Raw genomic sequence first — 22629 nt, 5'->3', positions numbered from 1 at the left:
TCATTGCCTGAACGGCGAATACGGTGATTGGGGCTATCAAAAATCGTTCAGGCGCTCAGGCGAAGTCTTCTGTCGGAGACACGTCGACAAGTCTTTGACTTCGGTGTTCTTAGTATGCAAATTCTTCCTCTCAAACAACCTATTGCGATCGTTGGCCTGGGCTATGTGGGGCTGCCCCTTGCCGTGGAGTTCGGCAAAAAGCGTCAAGTTGTCGGCTTTGACATCAATGCCAAACGCATTGCCGAACTTCAAGGCGGACAAGATCATACGCTCGAGACCACGCCTGAAGAACTGAAGGCTGCAACGCAACTTGTCTTTACGTCACACGCCGATGACTTGCGCGATTGCGCCGTCTTTATCGTGACGGTTCCAACGCCGATCGACAATGCCAATAGACCAGACCTGACGCCTCTGATAAAGGCCAGCGAAACCATCGGCAAGGTCATGAAGACCGGTGCGATCGTGATCTTCGAGTCGACGGTTTATCCAGGGGCCACCGAAGAGGTTTGCGTACCCATGCTGGAGAAGTTCAGCGGCAAGAAATTCAATGTCGATTTCTTCTGCGGATACAGCCCGGAGCGGATCAACCCGGGGGACAAAGTCAACACGCTTACAAAGATCAAAAAGATCACCAGCGGCAGCACCCCTGAAGTAGCAGATCTGGTGGACGCCCTCTACAACGAGATCATTACTGCGGGTACGCACAAAGCGGCCAGTCTCAAGGTGGCCGAGGCCGCCAAAGTTATCGAGAACACGCAACGCGATCTGAACATCGCGCTGGTGAACGAACTCTCCGTGATCTTCGAGCGCTTAGGTATAGATACTCTCGACGTGCTTGAGGCCGCGGGCAGCAAATGGAACTTTCTGCCGTTTCGCCCGGGCCTTGTCGGTGGGCACTGTATCGGCGTGGACCCCTATTACCTCACACACAAGGCCGAGCAGGTTGGCTATCACCCGCAGGTGATATTGGCCGGACGTCGCATCAACGACAACATGGCGCGCTATGTTGCCCGTAACACCATCAAGCTGATGCTTAAGAATGGCATGGACGTGCCGCGCTGCCGTATCGGTGTGCTGGGCATCACTTTCAAAGAAAACTGCCCGGACATCCGCAACAGCAAGATCGTGGATATGGTGCGGGAGTTCGAGGCGTGGGGGGCTTCCGTGGAAGTGGTAGACCCTTGGGCTGAGCCTGAAGAGGTGTCCCACGAGTACGGCCTTCAACTCGGCCATGTCGACGTGGACCATCCGGTCGACGCACTTGTCGTCGCGGTGGGCCACAACGAGTACCGTCGCGCGAGCATGGCTGAATTGCGTGCTTTGTGCCGGGGCGAACGGCCCGTCCTGGTGGACGTCAAGAGCCTGTACAACGCGCAGGATGCGCGCGACAGCGGCTTTTCCGTGTTCCGTCTTTAAGCGTTTTCCCGCCTTTCCCCCGACATGAAAAACTTTGCTCTTATCGGCGCAGCCGGCTACATCGCTCCGCGCCACATGCGTGCCATCAAAGACACGGACAATCATCTTGCGATCGCCTACGACATCAACGATTCGGTCGGCATCATCGACAGCATCTCGCCGCAAAGCGAATTTTTTACGGAGTTTGAACGGTTTTTAGAGTATGCGCAGCAACTCAAGCGCAATCCCGCAACTGCATTGGACTACGTGGCGATCTGCAGCCCCAATTATCTGCATCACCCGCACATTGCCGCAGGTCTGCGCTTGGGTTGCGACGTGATCTGCGAAAAGCCACTGGTGCCGACGCCCGATCTGATTGACGAACTGGAGCTTGTAGAAAAGGAAACCGGCAAGCGCGTCTTCAACATTCTTCAGTTGCGTCATCACGATGCCATTCTCAAGTTACGCGACAAGGTCGCTGCCGCACCGGCAAATACCAAGTTCGATGTCGAGCTGACCTACATCACTTCGCGCGGCAAGTGGTACATGGAAAGCTGGAAGGGCGACAACCGCAAGTCGTTCGGCGTGGCAACCAACATCGGCGTGCACTTCTATGACATGCTGCATTTCATCTTCGGCAAGCTGCAGCGCAATGTGGTGCATTACAGCGGTATCGCAAAAGCGGCAGGGTATCTTGAATACGAGCGTGCGCGCGTGCGGTGGTTCTTGTCCATTGACGCCAACGATCTGCCGGCTGACGTAAAGGGAAAGAAGACCACTTTCCGAAACATCGACATCAGTGGCGAGAAGCTCGAATTTTCCGAAGGCTTCACCGACCTGCACACGGTGAGCTACAAGGAAATCCTCGCGGGTCGCGGCTATGGCCTCGAAGACGCGCGTCACTGCATCGAGACCGTTGACGTGATTCGCCGCTCGACGCCTGTTCAGGGTGAGCAGGGTGAAGTACACCCGTTTGTGCGTCACTTGGCCTGACGCGAAGCGAGGTCGTCATGGCATACAAAGCCCACCCCACCGCCATCATCGACGACGGGGCCCGCATCGGCGACGGTTCCCGTATCTGGCATTGGGTTCACGTCAGCGCGCAGGCATCCATTGGCGAGGGATGCTCGTTGGGCCAGAACGTCTATGTAGGCAACGACGTAACCATCGGCCGCAACGTAAAGATTCAGAACAACGTCAGCGTTTACGACGCGGTCACTTTGGAAGACGATGTCTTCTGCGGGCCGAGCATGGTCTTTACCAATGTCTACAACCCGCGCTCGGCCGTCACTCGCAAGGACGAGTACCGTCGCACTATCGTGAAACGCGGCGCGACGCTGGGCGCCAATTGCACCGTCGTTTGTGGCAACACGGTGGGGGAATACGCTTTTGTCGGCGCCGGCGCCGTAATCAACAGAAATGTGCCGGCTTATGCGCTCATGGTGGGCGTACCAGCCCGGCAGATCGGCTGGATGAGCGAATTTGGCGAGCAACTTTCATTGCCACTCGAAGGTAAGGCAGAAGCCGTTTGCGCACACACCGGTGCGCGTTATGTACTCGAAGGCAACGCCGTGACTAAGTCGGATAACAAGAAGCCATGATCGAATTCATCGACCTCAAGACCCAGCAAGCGCGCATCAAGGACCAGATCGACGCAGCCATTCAGCGCGTCCTCGCTCATGGGCAGTATATCCTCGGCCCTGAAGTCGCTGAGTTGGAGGAAAAATTGGCTGCCTACACAGGCGCTAGGCATTGCATTACCGTGGCCAACGGCACTGATGCATTGCAGATCGCCCAAATGGCGCTTGGCATTGGACCGGGGGACGAAGTTATAACTCCGGGTTTTACCTACATTGCAACTGCCGAGACCGTAGCGCTATTGGGTGCCAAGCCAGTGTACGTGGATATTGACCGGCGAACCTACAACCTGGATCCGGCGCTGCTTGAAGCGGCTATTACTGCGCGGACCAAAGCCATTGTGCCGGTTAGCTTATATGGTCAGTGCGCAGACTTCGACGCTATCAACGCGATTGCTGCCAAGAATGGTATTCCCGTCATCGAAGATGCGGCGCAGAGCTTTGGCGCTACCTATAGAGGGCGCAAGAGCTGTAATCTCAGCACCATCGCGTGCGCGAGCTTTTTTCCGAGCAAACCACTGGGATGCTATGGGGACGGAGGGGCGATTTTTACCAGTGATGACGAACTGGCAAGGGTGATGCGGCAGATCGCACGCCATGGGCAGGACCGCCGGTATCACCATGTTCGGGTCGGTGTGAATAGTCGCCTCGATACGCTGCAGGCGGCGGTGTTGTTAGCAAAAATGGAAATCTTTGATGACGAAATCGCGGCCCGTCAGCGGGTGGCCACGGAATACGGGAAATTACTCAAAGAAATCGATATTGCAGTAACTGCTCCGTATGTCGATTCAGAAAATCGGAGCGCTTGGGCGCAATACACCGTTCGGGTAGCGGATCGTGACGCTTTACAAGAACGAATGAAAAAGGCGGGAATTCCAACCACGGTTCATTATCCCATTCCATTAAATAAGCAGCCCGCAGTGGCTGATTTGAAGGTGAAACTTCTCATTGGTGACGAAGTCGCAAGTCAGGTTTTAAGTCTTCCAATGCATCCATATGTAGATGACGAAGCACTTGGCGCAATTCTGCAAGCACTCAAAAATATTTAGCGACTGCTGTGAAGAAAATTCTGGTAATTGGATCTGCCGAATCTGTATTTGTTAGAGATTTTATTTCTCAGTTTTCCTCCGAAGAACTTGTTGTTGATCTAATTTCGCTGTCGAATGAAGTTCAGGGCGTAAATGCACGCACTATCGAGTATGTACCATTAGATATTCGCAAACAAAAAGTACTTGGGCGGCAACTGGACTTGTTTTTTCGAATTCGTGCGGCTCTGAAAAAAGTCGCATCCGAGTACGATGCCATTGTAATTCACTATGTATTCTTTTTTTTGGCGCCCCATGTTCTTCGCATGCGCTCGATGACAAAAAATATTGTTTCGGTGATATGGGGGAGCGATTTTTACAAATCTACCAAAATAAAAATTCTACTACAGTCAGTTATTTATCGATCTTCCAAGAGCATTGTCTTCACCAACCCAGCGACGAAGGAAGAGTTTTCAAAAAAACACCGCTCGGTCCCGAGCTGCCGATTGAAAGTTGCACGCTTTGGATTACCGGTACTTGAAGAAATCGATCGGATCATTTCGAAAAAAATTGACCGGCATGGTATCTGTGAAGAATTTGGTCTTCCTTCGGAAAAAGTCCTTATATTTGCCGGATACAACGCAAATGAATCTCAGCAACAAACCTTGGTTGTCGAGAAATTTTCGAAGCTAGATCGATCTCTAAAAGATAAGGCGGCTTTGATATTCACGCTCGGATACGGCGATCCTTCCGCAGAGCAGCGTATTAGAGATTCACTGGAGCGAAATCATGTGGAACATTTCGTTGTCCTCAAAAAATTCTATGGACCAGAAGAAATTGCAAAAATACGATGTGTAACGGATGTCTTGATCAATATCCAGCCTAGCGATCAATTCAGCGGCTCAATGCAGGAGGTGCTTTACGCGGGGGGGCGCGTGATAGCTGGAGCATGGTTGCCATACAAGGAGATTATTGAGGCCGGCGGAAGAATAAGAAGTATAAATAATAAAGATGAAGTTGGACGAGCATTAGAGTTCGAAATAAATTTCGATGCTCGAAATTTGGATTTAAATAATGATGGGGCTCGAGGTTTTATTGAAAGCTCGTCCACATGGCGAGGAAATTTAGGGGTTTGGAAGCACATTGTGGTTCCATGACAAAACTACATGGCTGCACAAGTCGGTCAATTTTGAAAAAAACTTCGCCCCTGTTCAAGTTGGGTGTTATTGATTGCGATATGAAGTTGACTCTGTTGGGTTGTTGGCAGGAAAAGCTTAGTTTTGAGATTTGAAATCGGATTTCGATTTGAACCTAAAAAAAATTACTGCCTTTGCGGTTGGCCCGCTTACAAGCATGCTACTTGGGATGGTTGTCGTTCCTGTGATCGCTTGGGCATTCAGGCCTGAAGACGTGGGGCGGCTTGCGTTATTTCAGCTGGCGTTATCACTCACATTATTATTTTTTACGCTTGGTTTGGATCAGGCATATATTCGTGAGTTCCACGAATCGAACGACAAATATCGCCTTTTGAAAGCGACGTTCTTGCCAGGTTTTTCGCTGCTTTTGATCGCCGTTTTTTTTGCTGCATGGTTTTCAGTGCCTTTGTCTATATGGATTTTTGGTGAATACGATCCCTTGTACGGCTGGCTCTCGCTTTTTTGTATTTTATCGACTTACGTTTCCCGATACCTTTCCCTTATTTTGCGAATGGAAGAACGGGGGCTTGCGTTTTCGCTGAGTCAAATTATTCCTAAAGCTTTACAATTGGTTTTGTTGCTCGGCACGATACTATTGGGCGGCCCTAAAACATTTTCTACATTACTGGTAGTTTGGGGAATCGCGAACTTTGCCGTGGTCTTGGCTTACGCATGGAACACACGCCAACAGTGGCTTTTGGCAAGCGGCGCAGCGCTGAAGGTAGCCGAAATCCGACTGCTGCTGAAATTTGGGGTTCCATTAATGTTCTCGGGGCTGGCGTACTGGGGGCTGACTGCGACTAGCTCATTAGTGCTGCGATCCAGATCCTCGTTTGACGAACTGGCGATTTTTTCGGTTGTAAACAGCTTCGCATCGGCTGCGTCGGTTTTTCAAGTTGTTTTTTCAATTATCTGGGCCCCAACAGTTTATAGATGGGTGGCCAACGGTATTGAAGAAGCACGACTGGATGCCATTCGACGGCAAGGCTTGGCAGTTGCGTGTGCCATATTCATTTTGATTGGCTCTTTTTCATGGTTTGTTGACTATCTCCTGCCCGAGCATTACCTTAATGTAAAAAATCTTCTTCTCTGTGCCGCTATTCCGCCATTATTGTATGTTTTGGCCGATGTTACTTCTATAGGAGTAAATATTACGCGCCGTACAGGACTAACAATGGGAGTTACGCTGGCAGCATTTCTCCTGAATATGTTGTTGAACTTGTGGTTGGTTCCAAAACACGGAGCAGCGGGGGCTGTGATGGCAAATGCGATCGCATACCTAATTTATTTTATTGGGCGCACTGAGGCGGCCGCTTACGTATGGTGCCAATTCCCTAGAAAAAAAATCTATATGTTTGTTGGAATTGGATTGATTATGGCGCTGATTGCTGCAAGTGGTGGCCATAAATTTTCTGCGCACTATTCGCTAACGATGTTAATTTTAGTCCCTGTCTTGGCGTGGAGTTTTAGAGTGGAATGGACGGAAATCCTAGCTGCCGCCAAGCTAACAAAGGCCTCGTAACTAGGTCTTGTTTGAGACGAACCTGCCAATATTCTCACGAGACATTCAAGTGACGAAAATTAGAATTTATTTTCGAGCCGTCGTTGACCGACATCCTACTTGCGGCTGAATATGCAAACGACATCGCTTGTTCGAATTTTTAGGATTTGGGTGATTTTCATCCTCGTTCTATATCTGATTGCGCCAACTTCGACGGATGCCTTACTTCGGGTAGTTGGTGGAATCTTTTTTCTAACACTATTTTTGTTTGCTTTTTTAACTGCCCAAACTCAAGTGCCCGGAAAAATAGTCGGCCGTGCTTTAAGTTTGCGAACAGTAGTAGCGTTGCTGATTCTTCAACTAGTCAGTGTTGCCTATGCAATTAATTTTTATACCGGCTCTAGTATTTTTAGCGTAATCACGGGTTCCCTTGCAGGCGAAAATCTCTATTTATCCTATCAAAACTACTTTAGAGACGAAGGTGTAGCCGAGTTTAGTATAGGAAAAATACCTGCAATCTTAGGCCTCGCTGCCACAAAATCGATTTTCTTGTTTTTGTTCGCATCTGTTTTTCTTGGTAATGAGCCCAAGGGCATTCGTAGAGTAATGATGCTGTCCGCGTTGCCGATCGTATTGATGTCAATGGCGCGAGGAACTTTTTTTGAAATCTTTGAGATTTTGGTGGTGGTCGCATATGGAATTTCACTCCGAACTCGCAGGTTCAAGGCAAAATACGTCTTCTATTTTTTGGCTGTCGGAATTTCTTTTTTTGTTTTATTCATCCTTAATACTATTAGGCGTTACGAGGATGCAGAGAGTTATTTTGCAAGTAGTTGTGCAACGTTAAATTACTGTTTTTCTCCGTATGGATTTGCTTTTTACGTCGAATATGCAATTTATTTGCTAAGTACATATTTTTCAATGGGAATATTTTTTCTCTCGAATTATATTTCTATTATTTTTAGTGGAAATTTACTGTCTTCGATTTTTCCGTTGGCTTCGACTAGTTTTTTTGGATTAATGGAGAATGGGCTTGAGCGAGAATTGTGTCGGCGTTATTTGGATTGCAGCGCTGTTTGGATGCCTGAGGTGATTTCGTGGGTTTCATTTTTCGGTCTTCTGATTGTCTTTCCAGCCGTTTGGCTTTTTATTCGTGCCGCAAATAAGTTCGAGATTCAAGCTTTGAAAACAGGCAGCCGATATTCATTCCCGATTTTGGCGCTCCTTCTGATTTATCTTGTATCTCTGCCGGTTGGAAAATTCTGGACAGTATCATCGCAAAACATACTAAGCACAATATTTTTTGGGGTTGCCTTTGTTTTGAGCGGAAAAAAGCTTGTAGCCCGGACAAAAAATCGAAGCATAGCGTAATAGTTAAACAAATCACTGTATGACGGTTCACATTTTTTCTCGCTCTAAATGGGATGAGCCGCATCGTCTGCGCCAGCAACTTGCTGGATTGCTTTCCTCAGGTTATCAAGTTGAGTACTGGTCTCCAAAGTCTTCTGGCAATTTGAATCGATTAAATCTTCCAAATGAATTGCGCCTCAGGCAATTTCGATTTATCGAACGCTTTGCTTCTGTTCCATTTGTGTCTATTGCAAATGCTATTTTTCTTTACTTTTATCTAAAAGCAAATGTCAAGAAGGGTGATGTTGTATTTAATTTTTTGCCAGAATTGATTTGGATTCCCCGGCAAAGGTGCTCGGCAATAATTTCTGTGCTGAATGACGATTTTGCGTCAATGGCGCCAAAGGTTTCAGCTTGGTGGGTCAGGTGGATGTTGAAAAGAATGGCGGCGAAGGCTGATGCAGCTCTTTATGTCTCAACTCTTCTTCGCACGAAGTATCCAGCAAAAAATGGATATTTGTTCTATCCGTGGTCTGATTTTGAATTTTTCTCTGAGAAAAATAAAAAGCGCCGAGATGTTATTTTGTACTGGGGATATATTTCCTCGCATTTAAATTTAGAGCAAATCGAAGAGATGGCTAGGCAAATCCTGGATTCATCACTTTCTCTCGAAATTCATTTGGTAGGGCCATTGGATTCGCTAGTTTCCGAGCGAATTCTTGAGCTGGCTCAAAAATTTTCGTGTGTTAAGTATTTTCCCCCTAGAAGCTTGAAGGCTCTGGATATGGAGCGAGTGCTTTGTGGTTTGGAGCTATTGGGGAAAGATTTTAAGAACGCAGGTGCGGTTGAATTTCCCAACAAGGCGCCACGATTGCTTGCGTATGGAATTCCGTTGGTCTTCAGTGGTTGTGCTCTTTTGAAGGAACCGTATTTCATCGAGTATCAGGAAAATATTTCCGCATTGGTTTCCGAAATAAATGAAAAATCGGATGCGATCGACGCGTCCATATCTGATTATTTTTTAAAAAATAACTCAAAAATTCGGCTGGACAAGATTCGAGAGATATTGAAAAAAGTGTCTTTATCTTCGAATTAGAGTTCGCTGCGGGCGTATGAAAATATTGATGCTTACCACGAAGTTCAAGCACAAGGACGGGTCGCCTTGGCTGATAAGTGAACTTGCCGCTGAATTGGGAAGGCAAGGTCATGAGGTTACGGTTTTGAACGTCGAATGGTCGGGCGACCCAGTTGCCACGACTCCGGGGGAGTTCAATGTAACTTTGAAAAACTTTAGTAGCGTGAGAGTCGGACGGGGAAAGATTTCACTGGCACTTCGATGGATGTTTTCCTCCTTCAAAGCCGTTCCATCATTGCTGGCGGATTTGTTTCGTGGCTCGCGCTATGATCTTTTGATTTGCTTTAGCCCGTGTTCTGCACTTTCTGTTGCAATTGTTGCTGCTAAACTTATTTGCAAAAGATCTTTTTTGATCTATTGGGATTTCTTCCCAATTCACAATTACGAAATAAGTGAAAAGTTGCCTTCATTTGCTCTTCCGCTTCTAAAATTTTTGGAGAGATGCTTAATTGGATGCTTTTCTCGAGTTGGCTGCATGAGTGAGAAAAGTATTTTGTACTTTGAAAACTATTTTGGGAGGATGGCGGGGGTGCATGTGTCCCATCTTCCTATTTGGACTTCCTTTCTTCGGTCGGAGCCGAATTCTCGTGCTACGGTTCGAGAGCGACTCGGCATTGATAATGAGTCCTTGGTTTTGGTCTTTGGTGGTCAGCTAAGTGCCGGGAGGGGTATCGAACACATATGCCGCGCGGCAATCATGGCGTGGGAGGCTGATCGAAGAATAGTTCTCTTAATTTGCGGGTCAGGGGATAGATTGGGTCAGGTCCGCGAGTTTGAGAAACTAAACCCGCGTGCAATAAAGTACGGAGGCTCCCTCTCGAGAGAAGAGTATCTTGAAGTTCTTGGCGCAGCGGACGTTGGAATAGTTTCAACGACAGGCTCTACTTCTTCACCATCTTTTCCATCCAAAAGCCTTGACTACATGGCCAGCCGATTGCCGATACTTGCGACAGTGGAGTTTTCCAGCGAATTCGGTGCGATTGTGGAGGGCTTCGATATGGGTATAGCGTGCATAGCGGCAGACGTATCAGATATGGCTGGCGCTATGGGGCGAATTTTTTCCAGTAGGGAGTCAATGATTAAAATGGGAACTAACGCGCAAAAATATTTGCGTATTCACCATTCGGTGGAGCAGGTTACGCGGTTGATAACGGATTAATACATGTTTGACGAAAAAACTTTGCTTATTACCGGTGGAACCGGATCCTTTGGAAATGCCGTTCTCAAGCGTTTTCTTGATACCGGCATCGCCGAAATTCGCGTTTTCAGCCGAGACGAGAAAAAGCAAGATGACATGCGCAAGCGCTACAACCATCCTAAACTCAAGTTCTATATTGGCGATGTGCGTGACTCACGAAGCGTGAGTGCAGCCATGCGCGGGGTGGACTATGTTTTTCACGCGGCGGCTCTCAAGCAAGTTCCGTCCTGTGAATTCCATCCGATGCAAGCTGTGCGGACTAACGTTCTCGGCACCGAGAACGTTTTGGAGGCAACGGTTGCTGCCGGCGTTAAGCGCGTCGTATGCCTCAGTACTGACAAGGCGGTCTACCCTATTAATGCCATGGGCATCAGCAAGGCGATGATGGAAAAGGTGATGGTCGCCGCCAGCCGGAATCTCGAGAGCACGAAAACTGTCATTTGCGGAACTCGTTATGGCAATGTTATGGCCTCTCGTGGTTCAGTCATTCCGCTGTTTGTGGAGCAGGTGCTTGCGGGCAATCCCATCACTGTGACCGACCCCTCCATGACTCGCTTCATGATGACATTGGAAGACGCTGTCGAATTGGTGCTACATGCTTTCGAACACGGCAGCAACGGCGATATCTTCGTACAGAAGGCCCCTGCAGCTACGGTGCGGGTGTTGACGCAGGCCATCCTGGAACTGATGGGTAAACCGGATCACGAGATTCGGGAGATCGGCACGCGTCATGGAGAGAAGCTCTACGAAGCGCTTTTGAGCCGTGAAGAAATGGCTTGCGCCGAAGATCAAGGTGGTTACTACCGGGTGCCGCCCGATGGTCGCGACCTGAACTACGCCAAGTATGTGGAGCAAGGCGAGCAGCGCATCACCCACAGCACGCACGGCGAGGACTACAACTCGCACAACACGACTCGCTTGGACGTGGAAGGCATGAAGAAACTGCTACTCAAGCTCGACTTCATGCAGCGAATCGCGCGCGGTGAGCATGCCGAAGCAGAGGGCTAAGACGATGAAGGTGTTAATTACCGGCGCTGACGGGTTCGTGGGAAAAAACCTGCGTTTGCACCTGACCGAGCGCAAGGATGTGCAAATGGTTTGCTTCACACGCGACAACGGTGTGGAGGAGTTGCCAGCGCTGTTGCAGGATATCGACTTCGTCTTTCACCTGGCAGGCGTCAATCGCCCTCAAGATCCGAAAGAATTCGCTATTGGTAACGCGGAACTCACACGGGCCCTCTGTCTCGCCGTCGGAGCCGTGGCGGAAGCGGCAGGTAAGAAGGTGCCGATCATCTACACGTCGTCCACGCAGGCCGCACGCGACAACCCTTACGGCAACAGCAAGCGTGGCGCGGAAGACGCACTGCGAGCGGCGGCACTTAGCCTCGGCATTCCTGTGCACGTCTTTCGCTTGCCCAATGTATTTGGAAAATGGTGCCGGCCTAACTACAACTCTGCAGTTGCGACGTTCTGCCACAACATCGCCCGTGATATTCCGATCCAGGTCAACGATCCAGCCTCGCCCGTTACGCTGGTGTACGTGGATGATGTCATCGAGCGCTTCGTCCAGCTGATGGACGGCGCAGATGCTGCTGTGGACAAGGATGGCTTCGCAACGGTCGTGCCGCAGTACACCACCACGGTCGGAGAGCTTGCCCGGCAGATCCAGTCATTCAGGGCAAGTCGGAGTACCCTTGTGACTGATCGCGTGGGAACCGGGCTTGTGCGTGCCCTCTACTCCACCTATGTAAGTTATCTGCCCCCAGAATCTTTCGCCTATGTCGTGCCGCAACATGGAGATGCGCGCGGCGTATTCGTCGAGATGCTGAAGACGCCAGATTCGGGCCAATTCTCGTTCTTCACAGCGCACCCGGGTATCACGCGAGGCGGCCATTACCATCACAGTAAGACCGAGAAGTTCCTCGTCATTAAAGGGCGGGCACGTTTCAAGTTCCGACATATGCAGACCGGCGAGATCCATGAATTGGTGACCGCAGGAGATAAGTCGGAAATCGTCGAGACCGTTCCCGGCTGGACGCACGATATCACCAACATCGGCGCCGAAGAAATGGTCGTCATGCTATGGGCCAACGAAGTGTTTGATCGTGCACGGCCAGACACCTTCGCCTGCCCTCTGTAGTCTCGGGGCTTGGATCTCTTCGATGAAAAAACTCAAAGTCATGACCGTGGTCGGTACCCGACCCGAAATTATTCGTCTTTCGCGCGTATTGGCTCGTCTGGATGAGCATTGCGACCATGTGCTGGTGCATACCGGCCAGAACTACGACTACGAACTCAATCAGGTTTTCTTCGACGACCTGGATGTGCGCAAGCCCGACCATTTCCTGAACAGCGCGGCCAACGCAACCAGTGCGGCACACACTATCGGCAATCTCATCATCTCAGTAGACCAGGTGTTGAGCGAGGTGCAGCCTGAGGCGATGCTTGTGCTGGGCGATACCAACAGCTGTCTCTCGGTAATTCCAGCCAAGCGCCGGAAGATCCCGATCTTTCATATGGAGGCAGGCAATCGCTGCTTCGATCAGCGTGTGCCAGAGGAAACCAACCGACGCATCGTGGACCACACGGCGGATGTCAACTTGACCTACAGCACCATAGCGCGCGACTACCTTCTGCGCGAGGGGCTTTCGCCCGACCTAGTGATCAAGACTGGTAGCCCGATGTTTGAAGTGCTGACGCACTATCGTCCGCGCATCGACGAATCCAATGTGCTAGAGCGTTTGGGTTTGCAAGCTGGGCAGTATTTCGTGGTGAGCGCTCATCGCGAAGAGAATATCGAGTCGCCACAGTCCTTTGCCAAGCTGGTTGCAGTCTTGAATGCAGTTGCTGAAGACCATGACTTGCCAGTCATCGTATCAACCCATCCACGCACGCAAAAACGCATCGACGCGACGGGCGTGCAGTTTCACAGCCAGGTACGTTTGCTGAAGCCGCTGGGGTTTCATGACTATGTGAAGCTGCAGCTTTCGGCGCGTGTCACGCTCTCCGACAGCGGGACTATCAACGAGGAGTCCTCTATCCTCAATTTTCCGGCGCTCAACCTGCGCGAGGCGCACGAGCGCCCCGAGGGGATGGAAGAGGCGGCCGTCATGATGGTGGGCCTCGAAGTAGACCGCGTACGCCAGGGCCTGGCAATTTTGGAGAGCCAGCCCCGAGGGGAAGTGCGCGGCCTGCGCCAAGTAGCTGACTACAGCATGCCCAACGTGTCGGACAAAGTGCTGCGCATTGTCCACAGCTACACCGATTACGTGAATCGCGTGGTCTGGAAGAAGTATTGACACATGGCGATTCGCGTGTTGCTACTGACGCAGTGGTTCGATCCCGAACCGACATTCAAGGGCATCGTGTTCGCCCGTGAGTTGGTGCGCCAGGGTTTTGAAGTCGAGGTGCTGACGGGGTTCCCCAATTACCCGGGCGGCAAGGTGTATCCGGGCTACCGGATCAAGCTGCTGCAGCGTGAAGTGATCGACGGCGTCCAGGTGACACGTGTACCTCTTTACCCTAACCATAACCAGTCGGCGATCAAGCGGGTGTTGAACTACGCGAGTTTCGCCGCATCGTCGTTCGTTTATGGTCTGTTCATGGCGCGGCGACCCGACGTGATCTATGCCTATCATCCGCCACTTACGGTAGGTATCACGGCCGGGCTGCTGCGGCTTTTGCGCCGCATCCCGGTGGTCTACGACATTCAGGACATGTGGCCGGACACCCTGCGTGCCACTGGTATGGTCAGCAATAACAGAGCCTTGAGCGTAGTAGGGACTGTGTGCCAATGGGTGTATCGGCGTATGGACCACATCGCAGTGCTCTCACCGGGGTTCAAGCGCCTTCTGTTGCAGCGCGGCGTGCCTGACACCAAAGTGGATGTGATCTACAACTGGGCCGATGAGGTTGCGCTGGCCTCACCGCAGGGTCATCCTCCCGCAAACTTTCCGGGTCCGGAGCGACTTCGCATCCTTTTTGCAGGGAATATGGGCAAGGCTCAGGCCCTGGACACCGTACTGGAAGCTGCTGCCCTCCTGCAAGCACGCGACGCCAGGGTGTGTTTCGTATTGCTGGGAGGGGGTGTCGAAGCTGCTCGGCTCGAGCAGCGCGCTATCGATATGCAATTGCACAACACGATCTTTTTACCTCCTGTACCTATGTCGGAAGTTGGAGCTCTGTTGAATGAGGCCGAAGTTCTCCTGGTCCATCTGCGCAAGGATTCGTTGTTTGAAATCACGATCCCGTCCAAGACGCAGGCCTATATGGCGGTGGGAAAACCGCTATTGATGGCGGTCGATGGTGATGCGGCCGAGCTAGTTTCACAGTCGGGTGGTGGCGTGGTCGTTGAATCCGAGAATGCGTCGGCGCTCGCGGATGCCGCGGAAGCACTGGCAGCAGTGCAACAGGACGCGTTGGCCACCATGGGGCGCCAAGCGCAGCGTTTCTATCGTGAGCAACTGGCCTTGCAAGTCGGCGTCTCTAAGTTCGGTGCGATCTTCACGCGGCTGGCTGCGAGGTGATAGCGAAATGAAACGTCTTTTCGACATCGTACTTGCCGGCTTGGCTTTGCTGATCCTTGGCCTTCCGCTGTTGTTTTTGACATGGCAGGTGCGCCGTAAGCTGGGTAATCCAGCATTTTTTCGTCAGCGGCGACCGGGTCTGGGCGGCCGGCCATTCAACATGGTGAAGTTCCGCACGATGACTGACGCGCGTGGCGCCGGTGGTGTGCTGCTGCCCGATGCAGACCGCTTGACCCCCTTCGGCCGCTTCCTGCGCGCCAGTAGTCTCGACGAATTGCCTGAGCTCTGGAACGTGCTCAAGGGTGATATGAGCTTGGTTGGACCGCGCCCGCTGTTGATGGATTACCTGCCGCTTTATTCCGCCGAGCAAGCCCGCCGCCATGAGGTGCGCCCCGGTATCACCGGTTGGGCGCAGATCAATGGGCGCAATGCGCTCAGTTGGGACGAGAAATTCAAGCTCGATGTTTGGTACGTTGACAATCGTTCGCTCTATCTCGATATCAAGATCCTCTGGCTGACAGTACGCAAGGTGCTGGTGCGCGATGGCATCACCGCCACGGGCGAAGCCACGATGCCGCGCTTTACAGGATCGCGAATGGAGCATAAGCAATGAGTCTGCCGCTGTTTGCTGTGTTTGGCGCTAGTGGATGCGGTCGGGGCGTGATGCCTTTGGCCCGCTTGCAGCTTGCGCGTGAAGGCATCCCAGCGACACAGCTGGTATTCGTTGACGACCGGCCCGAGGCCAGTGAGGTCAATGGCCATCGCGTACTGCGTTATGAAGAATTCGTGCAAATTGATGCAAGCACAAGACGAATAGTGATCGCCATTGCAAACAGCACTGTGCGGGAAAGTCTGGCCGACCGCTGTGCTGTAGATGGTGTGCTGCCCTGGACGGTTCAAGCCGCGAATGTCGTGATCATGGACGACGTGTCGCTGGGGGAGGGCGCAGCACTGAGCCCGTTCGTCACCATTACGTCCAACATTCGCATTGGCAAGCACTTCCACGCGAACCTGTACAGCTATGTCGAACACGATTGCGTGATAGGTGACTTCGTAACTTTTGCGCCTGGCGCAAAGTGCAATGGCAACGTGCACATCGAAGACCACGCGTACGTCGGAGCCGGCGCTGTTATCAAGCAGGGCCAACCGGGCCGTCCTCTCGTGATCGGTCGGGGTGCCTTGGTCGGCATGGGCGCGGTCGTCACGCGCGATGTGCCACCTGGCGCCGTCGTGGTCGGAAACCCTGCCAACCCATATCTGAAAAAGGCTGAACTCTCGTGTTAAATACTTCTTTCTCCCCATGGCCTAGCTTCACTGCAGAAGAAGCCGATGCAGTGCAGCGCGTGCTGCTGTCCAACAAAGTCAACTACTGGACAGGGCAGGAGTGCCGCACATTTGAAAAAGAGTTCGCCACTTGGGTTGGCACCTCGCATGCGCTGGCTCTCGCCAATGGCACTTTGGCGCTGGACGTGATCCTCAAGGGAATGGGCATCGGACCAGGTGACGAGGTGATCGTCACGCCGCGCACGTTCATCGCCAGCGTGTCCTGTGTTGTGAATGCGGGGGCGACGCCGGTATTTGCGGATGTTGATGCGCAAAGCGGCAATCTATCCGCCGAAACCATCGCGCAAGTTGTCACGCCGCGCACCAAGGCCGTGATCTGTGTTCATCTGGGAGGTTGGCCCTGCGACATGGATCCGATCATGGCGCTGGCCACTGAACACAGCTTCAAGGTCATCGAAGACTGCGCTCAGGCGCACGGCGCGCGCTACAAGAATCGCTCGGTCGGCTCTATTGGGCATGCGAGCGCCTGGTCTTTCTGCCAGGACAAGATCATGACGACAGGCGGCGAAGGTGGCATGGTCACCACCGACGACAATGCGTTGTGGCGTGCCATGTGGGAGTACAAGGACCATGGTAAGAGCTTCGAGGCCGTTTACGAGCGGGCGCATCCGCCAGGCTTTCGCTGGCTCCACGAAAGCTTCGGTACGAACTGGCGCATGCTCGAGATCCAGGCGGTCATCGGTCGAATTCAATTGCAGCGAATGGCGCAATGGACTGCAGTGCGTACGCGGCATGCGAAAGCGTTGTGGAATGCAGCCCGTCCTTATGCTGCTGTGCGCGTTCCCGATTTCGGCCACAACGAAGCCGCAGGGAGCGCTCATGCGCATTACAAGTGCTACCTCTACACACAGCCAGAACGGTTGGCGCACGGCTGGACGCGCGACCGTATCATCGATGCCATTCAAAACGGTGGCGTTCCTTGTTATCAAGGATCATGCTCTGAGGTGTACTTGGAGCGAGCCTTCGATGGCACCGGATGGCGGCCGATGCAACCACTTCCCATCGCGCAGGCGCTCGGCGAAACAAGCCTGATGTTTCTTGTGCATCCCACGCTGACGTCGCTCGAAATCGACAGGAGTTGCAGCGTGATTTCTCAAGTGCTGGCTGAGGCAACGGCTTGATTGGTGGCGTAGGTCTGTGTGGTTTTGCGACTCGGATTTGCAAGTCGAGGCGGCAGTGGTGGTTGGGTCTAAAAAACTGCTACATGCGCGGGCGAGACGCGTCCCGATCGATTTGGTCATGCCGAATCAACGCAAAGCAATGGGCAACTAAAATGTGAAACAAGGGAAGAGAATATTGTGATCGATTCTTCAACGCGGTTGAAAACCGCCCTCAACTTCTCGGGTCATTGCTCGGCATGAAGTCTGTATTGGTCGTATGCATCGGTAATATCTGCCGAAGTCCGATGGGCGAGGCGTTGCTTGCGGCAGCATTACCGGATTTGAATGTGCGGTCTGCAGGCGTTGGAGCGCTCGTTGGGCAGCCCGCAGATCCCTTGGCGTGTACTTTGATGGCCGAGCGTGGAATAAACATCGAAACCCATCGTGCGCGGCAGTTGACGAGTCACATGTGCCAAGAGGCTGACCTGATTTTGGTCATGGACGATGAGCAACGCTTGCATATCAACCAGCGTCACCCGTTTGCCCGCGGCAAGTTATTTCGCTTGGGCGAGGTTGCTCGCGTAGATATTCCCGACCCCTATCGCTTGGGCCGAGCGGCCTTCGATCAAGCCCTACAACTCATCGACGCCGGCACCGCAGCTTGGGCCGAGCGCATTAAGAAGCTTTCATGAACGCCTTAGCTACATCATCTGACTTGCCGATAGGCGGTGCCGCCTCTTATGACGACGACGCTTTTCGCGTGTCCGAGTATTTAGATATTCTGATTGATCGTAGATGGCTGGTAGCAGCTATCACGGGCGTCGCAGTCGCGCTTGGAATGGCTTATGCAATGCTTTCCACGCCCGTGTACCAATCTAACCTCTTGATCCAAGTCGAGGATTCGGCGCCAGACGCAAAGAGTTTTCTTGGCGACACAGCCAACTTGTTCGATGTCAAGACATCAGCCGCCGGTGAGATTCAGATTATTCGGTCGCGCATGATCATGGGCGGTGCGGTGGAGGCGACTCGGCTTTATATCGACGCACGCCCGCACTATGTGCCATTCATTGGTGCCTGGCTTGCCAGACGTGCAAAGACGCTTTCCGAACCGGGCTTTCTTGGAATGAATGGGTACGTTTCTGGCGCGGAAGCAATTACGGTTGCCAAGTTTGATGTACCACCGACTTTCGAGGATCAGCAAGCTTTCGTTATTACAGCGGAGGCCGATGGGCAGTACACCCTTGCGCACCCCGGCCTCGAGAATGTGCTGAGTGGCACCGTTGGGAAGCCCTTGACCCAGGAAGTCGCCGGAGGGACTTTGGTGCTGATCGTGTCGCAGCTGGAGGGTAAACCTGGAGCTCAGTTCGTGGTGTCGAGAGCCTCCGTGCTCGCTACAACCGAGGGTTTACAGAGACGCGTTCAACTCAGTGAACAAGGCAAGCAATCGAATGTGATCAGTGTGACGCTCGAAGACAGCGATCGCGAGCGTTTGCGTCGGATCCTCGATGAAATCGGGGCACAGTATGTGCGTCAGAACGTGGATCGAAAAGCGGCCGAAGCAGAAAAGACGCTTCAATTTCTCGATACTCAATTGCCCGCCTTCAAGAAACAACTTGAAAGTTCGGAAGATGCATATGCGGATTTCCGCAACAAGAACGGAACCATCGCTTTCGATGAGGAAGCCAAGGCAGTTCTCGGTCAAGCAGTGCAGCTACAGACCAAATTGCTCGAATCGCAACAGCTTCGTCGCGATTTGCTCTCGCGCTTCACCGAAACAAATCCAAAGGTGCGTGTCGTCGATGGCCAAATCGCAGCATTTCGCCATGAACTCGATGGTATCGATCGACGGGTAAGCTCAATGCCCGTACTGCAACGCGACGCATTGCGTCTTGAGCGGGACGTGCGCGTGAATGGAGAATTGTATAAGTCCCTTCTCAATAGCTCTCTTCAATTGCGCCTTGTGAAAGAGGGTAAGGTAGGGAATGTCCGTTTGCTAGATAAGGCTATCAAGCCAAGAAATCCGGTGAAGCCGCAAAAGCCTTTGATCGTTGCATTGGCTTTTGTAATAGGTCTTCTTTCTGGTATTGTTTTTGCAATTGTCCGCAGCAAGATGGCCAGTGGCATTCACAATCCGCAAGAAATCGAAGATCGCCTTGGGTTGAGCGTGTATTCCGTAGTGCCGCAAGCGGTGGAGCAAGACGCACTTATTCAATTGATCGCCACTGGAGCTGGTGGTGCTCAAGTCCTTGCAGTTACAGCGCCAGAAAGCCTTGCAATCGAAAGCTTAAGGAATTTGCGAATTTCCTTGCAGCTCGCTTTGATGGAGTCTGGAAGCAATCGAGTGCTGGTGACCGGTGCGACACCAGGTGTTGGTAAAAGCTTCGTATCGAGCAACTATGCCGTCATCATGGCTCAAGCCGGTAAGCGCGTGCTGTTGATCGATGCGGACTTGCGCAAAGGTCATATCAACAAGTCCTTTGGCCTCCCGCGCCAAGGAGGTCTTGCGGATGTTTTGGCTGGAGATATGGCTCTTGAGCAAGCCCTGCATGCGCAGGTGCTTCCAAATCTTGATGTGCTCACGACAGGAAACTATCCCTTCAACCCGGCCAATATGATGCTGTCATCTGCTCTAGGAGAAATCTTGGATGGGGCGTCGCAGCGGTACGACTTGGTGGTGATCGACAGTCCACCAGTTCTTGTTGCAGCAGATGCGGCCGCGGTGTCTGCTCACGTTGGCGCGATCTTGTTAGTTGCTCGCGATGGATTGACTCAGGTCGGAGAGTTGAGCGAGAGCGTCAAGAGGCTGGCACATGCCAATCAACGAGTCAGTGGGGTAGTCTTTAATGGGATGGATCTCTCTCGCAGACACTATGGGAGCTATGGATACAAGTATGGCGGCTATCGCTATACGGAGTACAAGTACAAGCAAGCGAGTTGACGCGAAGCGATGTAAGCAATCGGTAGTGGTGACGAGCGCCGCCGCTTCTCAGAGTCGACGAGATCGAACTTCGTATGTCTTTTGGAGGAATGTCTCCAAACGTGGTGATTTGTACACTTCCTAACAATCAAGATTTGGGGGCAAGAACAGCCCTGGAGCATGAGATGCACAATCATTCGCGATATCCGAGTGCGGCTCGGGGTAGGAGTCTTGCGTGATTAATCGTCTGGCAGAGCGGTTGCTCGGATTGCCTAGACCTGCCAAACGGTTACTGGCGCTGTGCGTGGATGCGCTCGTGTGTGTACTGTGCGTCTGCTTTGCGTTAAGCCTGCGCTTTGAGCAATGGATGCTCCCTCGGGGGTCACAATGGTGGGCGGCAACGATGGCGGTGTTGATTGCACTTCCGCTGTTCACGGTCTTCGGCTTGTACCGCGCGATATTTCGCTATGCGGGTGCACCAGCGGTCTTGGCGATCTTGCGGGCGTGTGCGTTGTTCGGGCTCGCCTATGCCGTACTTTTCACCGTCTTCGGCGTCAGCACGGTGCCGCGCACGGTCGGGCTTGTGGTTCCATTGCTGCTCTTCATGTGCATCGGCGGTCTCCGCATGCTGGCGCGCTACTGGCTCGGCGGCATGTACATGAGCGCAGTCCAGCGCAAGTCGCTGCCGCAGGTGGTTATCTATGGCGCTGGCGGTGCGGGGCTACAGCTTGCGGCTGCGCTCGCGCAGAGTCGCGACATGCTAGTGCGAGCCTTTATCGATGATGCAAAGCATCTTCATGGCAGCACTCTCAACGGCGTCAGGATTCAACCGCCAAGCTGGTTGCGAGAGAACGCCGCGATGCTCGGGATCTCGGACGTCTTGCTGGCGATGCCCTCTACCAGCAGGGCACGGCGCGCCGAGATCCTGCATGATTTGCTGCCGCTCCATCTGCATGTACGTACGCTGCCCGCGCTCGCCGATCTGGCCAATGGCCGCGTTCAAGTTCATGACTTGGTCGAAGTTGATATCGAGGATCTGCTGGGCCGTGATCCGGTCGCGCCGGTCGACGATCTGCTGCACAAGCACATACGACACCAGGTAGTGTTGGTCACAGGTGCCGGAGGTTCGATCGGCAGTGAACTCTGCCGGCAGATCGTAAAACTTTCGCCGTCGAAGCTGCTGTTGGTAGAACTGACGGAGTTTGCGCTTTACGCAATCCACCAAGAACTAGAGGTGATGAGTCCGGAGGTCCAGATAATCCCTCTCCTGGCTTCGGTGCGTGACCCGGCACGCCTGCGCGAAATCATGCGGACCTGGCGGCCCGATACCGTCTACCACGCTGCAGCCTACAAGCATGTGCCGCTCGTGGAGCACAACCCTGTCGAAGGCGTTCGGAACAATTCGCTAGGTACGCTCCTGGCGGCACAGATCGCGATGGAATGCCAGGTTCGCCGATTCGTGCTGGTGAGCACCGACAAGGCGGTGCGGCCGACCAACATCATGGGAGCAAGCAAGCGCTTGGCCGAGCTCGCTTTGCAGGGTTTGGCACAGCAGCCTTCAGGAACCTGCTTTTCGATGGTGCGCTTCGGCAATGTGCTGGGCTCTAGCGGCTCGGTGGTTCCGTTGTTCCGCCGGCAGATCGAGGCTGGTGGCCCGATTACTTTGACGCACGCAGATATCACCCGCTATTTCATGACGATCCCGGAGGCGGCGCAGCTCGTCATCCAGGCCGGCGCCATGGCGCAAGGCGGAGATGTCTTCGTTCTCGACATGGGCGAGCCGGTTCGAATCATCGATCTGGCCCGGAGACTGGTAGAGCTGTCGGGGCGAACCGTTCGTGACGAGAGTGCCCCTGACGGAGACATCGAACTTCGCATTACGGGTCTGCGACCGGGTGAAAAGCTCTACGAAGAGCTTCTCATCGGGGACAACGCGATGCAGACCACGCACTCTCGGGTGATGAAGGCTCACGAGCCTTGCCCACCGGCCGAGGAGCTTTGGCGGCAGTTCACAATGCTGGGGGCCATTCTCGATCGCAACGATGTACCGGCTCTCAAGCACGCGCTGGCGCAGATGCTGCCCGGATACCAGCCGCACGCGGAGGTGGTCGACTGGGTGCATTTGGAAAGGCACTCGGCAAACGCAGTGCTGTTGCATGACGACGATCCGGATTCGAACGTCATTGGTGGTGAGGTCCTGCTGGACGGCTCTCCTCGGGTTGCCGGGGCTGCTCTGGTAGCTTGATCGGATTGCTTGACTCGCGCGCCTTAGGACGACTGAAAACAAACGACAATGCGGCCCGTT

Annotated in this window: 19 protein-coding genes; all 19 read left to right on the top strand. The window is 52.8% G+C overall.

The annotated features are described in order from the left end of the window. Window positions 1-114: 114 nt before the first annotated feature. Window positions 115-1416 carry a nucleotide sugar dehydrogenase gene (locus BM109_RS31630; protein ID WP_093351906.1) on the top strand — a complete coding sequence of 434 codons (1302 nt, stop codon included), beginning with the start codon at window positions 115-117 and terminating at the stop codon, window positions 1414-1416. A 24-nt stretch (window positions 1417-1440) separates the two neighbouring features. After that, a complete protein-coding gene (locus tag BM109_RS31625; RefSeq protein WP_093351903.1) occupies window positions 1441-2388 on the top strand; it encodes a Gfo/Idh/MocA family protein in 948 nt (315 codons plus the stop codon). Between the two features lie 17 nt (window positions 2389-2405). After that, window positions 2406-2996: an acyltransferase gene (locus tag BM109_RS31620; RefSeq protein WP_093351900.1), complete on the top strand. Its 591-nt coding sequence runs from the start codon at window positions 2406-2408 to the stop codon at window positions 2994-2996. After that, window positions 2993-4081 carry a DegT/DnrJ/EryC1/StrS family aminotransferase gene (locus BM109_RS31615; RefSeq protein WP_093351898.1) on the top strand — a complete coding sequence of 363 codons (1089 nt, stop codon included), beginning with the start codon at window positions 2993-2995 and terminating at the stop codon, window positions 4079-4081. The genes BM109_RS31620 and BM109_RS31615 overlap by 4 nt, the downstream gene beginning before the upstream one ends. A gap of 8 nt (window positions 4082-4089) precedes the next feature. Then, window positions 4090-5214, top strand: coding sequence for a glycosyltransferase (locus BM109_RS31610; RefSeq protein ID WP_093352203.1), 1125 nt, complete (start codon window positions 4090-4092; stop codon window positions 5212-5214). A 130-nt stretch (window positions 5215-5344) separates the two neighbouring features. Further along, entirely contained in the window at window positions 5345-6775 is a 1431-nt protein-coding gene (locus BM109_RS31605; protein WP_143129294.1) for a lipopolysaccharide biosynthesis protein, read from the top strand. 150 nt (window positions 6776-6925) lie between these two features. Then, the gene (locus BM109_RS40955) at window positions 6926-8125 is read left to right on the top strand and encodes a hypothetical protein (protein ID WP_143129293.1); all 1200 of its coding nucleotides are present in this window, start codon (window positions 6926-6928) and stop codon (window positions 8123-8125) included. Between the two features lie 19 nt (window positions 8126-8144). Continuing rightward, window positions 8145-9200 carry a glycosyltransferase family protein gene (locus BM109_RS40950; RefSeq protein WP_143129292.1) on the top strand — a complete coding sequence of 352 codons (1056 nt, stop codon included), beginning with the start codon at window positions 8145-8147 and terminating at the stop codon, window positions 9198-9200. Window positions 9201-9228: 28 nt separating this feature from the next. Next, on the top strand, window positions 9229-10398 hold the full coding sequence (locus BM109_RS31600; protein ID WP_177239506.1) for a glycosyltransferase family 4 protein: 1170 nt from the start codon (window positions 9229-9231) through the stop codon (window positions 10396-10398). A 3-nt stretch (window positions 10399-10401) separates the two neighbouring features. After that, window positions 10402-11445 (top strand): polysaccharide biosynthesis protein, encoded by a 1044-nt coding sequence (locus BM109_RS31595; protein ID WP_093351890.1) that lies wholly within the window; start codon window positions 10402-10404, stop codon window positions 11443-11445. A 4-nt stretch (window positions 11446-11449) separates the two neighbouring features. Further along, on the top strand, window positions 11450-12577 hold the full coding sequence (locus BM109_RS31590) for a UDP-2-acetamido-2,6-beta-L-arabino-hexul-4-ose reductase (protein WP_093352201.1): 1128 nt from the start codon (window positions 11450-11452) through the stop codon (window positions 12575-12577). Window positions 12578-12599: 22 nt separating this feature from the next. Further along, the gene (gene wecB, locus BM109_RS31585) at window positions 12600-13736 is read left to right on the top strand and encodes a non-hydrolyzing UDP-N-acetylglucosamine 2-epimerase (RefSeq protein ID WP_093351886.1); all 1137 of its coding nucleotides are present in this window, start codon (window positions 12600-12602) and stop codon (window positions 13734-13736) included. Window positions 13737-13739: 3 nt separating this feature from the next. After that, window positions 13740-14963: a glycosyltransferase family 4 protein gene (locus BM109_RS31580; RefSeq protein ID WP_093351883.1), complete on the top strand. Its 1224-nt coding sequence runs from the start codon at window positions 13740-13742 to the stop codon at window positions 14961-14963. 7 nt (window positions 14964-14970) lie between these two features. Further along, window positions 14971-15576 carry a sugar transferase gene (locus BM109_RS31575; protein ID WP_093351881.1) on the top strand — a complete coding sequence of 202 codons (606 nt, stop codon included), beginning with the start codon at window positions 14971-14973 and terminating at the stop codon, window positions 15574-15576. Then, window positions 15573-16247 carry an acetyltransferase gene (locus tag BM109_RS31570; RefSeq protein ID WP_093351879.1) on the top strand — a complete coding sequence of 225 codons (675 nt, stop codon included), beginning with the start codon at window positions 15573-15575 and terminating at the stop codon, window positions 16245-16247. Before BM109_RS31575 ends, BM109_RS31570 begins: the two co-directional genes overlap by 4 nt. After that, window positions 16241-17428: a DegT/DnrJ/EryC1/StrS family aminotransferase gene (locus BM109_RS31565; RefSeq protein WP_093351876.1), complete on the top strand. Its 1188-nt coding sequence runs from the start codon at window positions 16241-16243 to the stop codon at window positions 17426-17428. The genes BM109_RS31570 and BM109_RS31565 overlap by 7 nt, the downstream gene beginning before the upstream one ends. Window positions 17429-17664: 236 nt before the next feature. Further along, window positions 17665-18099, top strand: a complete 435-nt coding sequence (locus BM109_RS31560; protein ID WP_093351874.1) for a low molecular weight protein-tyrosine-phosphatase — start codon at window positions 17665-17667, stop codon at window positions 18097-18099. Next, entirely contained in the window at window positions 18096-20345 is a 2250-nt protein-coding gene (locus tag BM109_RS31555; RefSeq protein ID WP_093351872.1) for a polysaccharide biosynthesis tyrosine autokinase, read from the top strand. The genes BM109_RS31560 and BM109_RS31555 overlap by 4 nt, the downstream gene beginning before the upstream one ends. 214 nt (window positions 20346-20559) lie before the next feature. Further along, a complete protein-coding gene (locus BM109_RS31550) occupies window positions 20560-22569 on the top strand; it encodes a polysaccharide biosynthesis protein (RefSeq protein ID WP_093351868.1) in 2010 nt (669 codons plus the stop codon). Window positions 22570-22629: the final 60 nt, after the last annotated feature.

It is taken from the genome of Variovorax sp. PDC80, from assembly GCF_900115375.1.
Lineage (GTDB): Bacteria > Pseudomonadota > Gammaproteobacteria > Burkholderiales > Burkholderiaceae_C > Variovorax.
Note: the sequence above shows the minus strand (reverse complement) of the source record. Positions and strands in the feature narration are given on the sequence as shown.